This window comes from Sphingobium cyanobacteriorum (assembly GCF_030580935.1).
GTDB lineage: Bacteria > Pseudomonadota > Alphaproteobacteria > Sphingomonadales > Sphingomonadaceae > Sphingobium > Sphingobium cyanobacteriorum.
On sequence record NZ_JAUQOM010000067.1, the window covers coordinates 1 to 1,533 of the forward strand.

Genomic DNA, 1,533 nt, shown 5'->3' on the forward strand with positions numbered 1-1,533 from the left:
ACCGGAAAGGGCCAGTGGCTCGACATCAGCCTGACCGACAGCGCGATGTTCATGTTGGCCAACGTCGCGTCGGGTCATCTCAATACCGGAAGAGAAGCGTTGCGCTATGGCAACGCTCATCCGAGCATCGTACCATATCAACTGTTCGATTGCGTCGATGGCCGAATTGCACTCGCAGTCGGAAACGACGAACAGTTCCGGCGGTTCTGCAAGATCATCGGTCTGCCGGATCTCGCGATGGATGAGCGGTTCGTCACCAATAAAGGACGAACCGAGGCGCGTGATGAGTTACTGCCGATCATCGAGGACAAGTTGCGCGATCGTAAACTGCATGAGCTTCTCGCCGAACTTCGCGCCGTCGGAGTCCCGGCTGGCGAGCTTCGCACTGTCGGCCAGGCGTTCGCTAGCGATGTTGCAATCCTTCGGGACACTGTCGTTTCGGTTCCTTCCGAAAGGATCGGCACCTTCCGCTCCGTGCGCAGCCCGTTGCGCATGTCGGAAAGTCCGTTTGCTCCGCCGACACTTCCACCCGAGGTCGGCGAGCATACCCGCCAAGTCCTTCAGGCCGAGCTGGATCTGAGCGCAGATCGGGTCGATCAGCTTTTGGAGATGGGCGTAGTTGCCGGTATCCCGGCGACGACCCGAAAGTAGCTCTGATGCAGAAGGAGCGCGTTCGCCGCCAGGGCCGTCCACCCACGATGGAGAATGCACGCGGCAAGATTCTGGACGAAGCCGCCGAACTGTTCGCGCGGGAGGGCTTCGATGGGACTTCGTTAGGAAGTGTCGCGGAAGCGGTCGGCGTCACCAAGGCCGCGATCTACCATTACTTCCCGAACAAGAAGGAAATATACGAGGCTATCATCGTCCGGACGCTCAAGGGCCTTCTTGAAGCTGTAAATATCGCTGTTGATGGTGACGACGAGGCCCCGGAGGCTCTTTGCCGCTTTATGACGGCACACGCCGACTACTTCGAAGCGCATTACCATGGCTTCGTCACGATGTTGGTGGGCTACGGCGGCATGGAGAATGGTGGGCTGCTCGAAGAAGCGCAGGAACTGCGCGACGCCTACGAAGAGCTTCTTCGACGGATCGTGCTCGCAGGCATCGAATCCGGCCGCTATCGAAATACGGATTCCCGGTCGATAAGCCGCGCGATCCTCTCGATGCTGAACTGGATGGTTCGCTGGTTCAAGCCAGGGCATGGCCGTCCCGCCTCCTCCTTCGCGATGGAGTATTGCGAGCTCATTCTGAACGGTCTGGCCGCCGACGGCCGAGCCCTGAACACCGACACGCGTCCTCAGCCCTCCGATAGGCGCCGAGGCCATGAGAGCGCATCAAAAGTCAAGCGTTCCGTCATCTCAGTCGATGGCGAATGTACGCAGAAGTATCCCATGAATTGGAAGAGGAACTAAGGCTCTGTTGCAAAGATTGGCGGCAGTCAGAGGTAGGCTGTCGCTCTGCGCCGATCAGGCGGCTGCTGCGAAATGGTGGTTGAGCATGCCCATGGCCTCCGTCAGCGCCGAGGGCCCAATG

At 59.4% G+C, this 1,533-nt stretch carries 2 protein-coding genes; both read left to right on the forward strand.

Going from position 1 to position 1,533, the window contains the following annotated elements; all coding sequences use genetic code 11:
* On the forward strand, nt 1–651 hold a 651-nt coding region (locus Q4610_RS21690; RefSeq protein ID WP_304537843.1), incomplete at its 5' end, for a CaiB/BaiF CoA-transferase family protein.
* A 5-nt stretch (nt 652–656) separates the two neighbouring features.
* Nucleotides 657–1,412: a TetR/AcrR family transcriptional regulator gene (locus Q4610_RS21695; RefSeq protein ID WP_081988879.1), complete on the forward strand. Its 756-nt coding sequence runs from the start codon at nt 657–659 to the stop codon at nt 1,410–1,412.
* Nucleotides 1,413–1,533: the final 121 nt, after the last annotated feature.

What these genes read in the sequence shown, in the direction of transcription:
- Q4610_RS21695 (WP_081988879.1), top strand. Translation starts at nt 657, where the DNA reads ATGCAGAAGGAGCGCGTTCGCCGCCAGGGCCGTCCACCCACGATGGAG.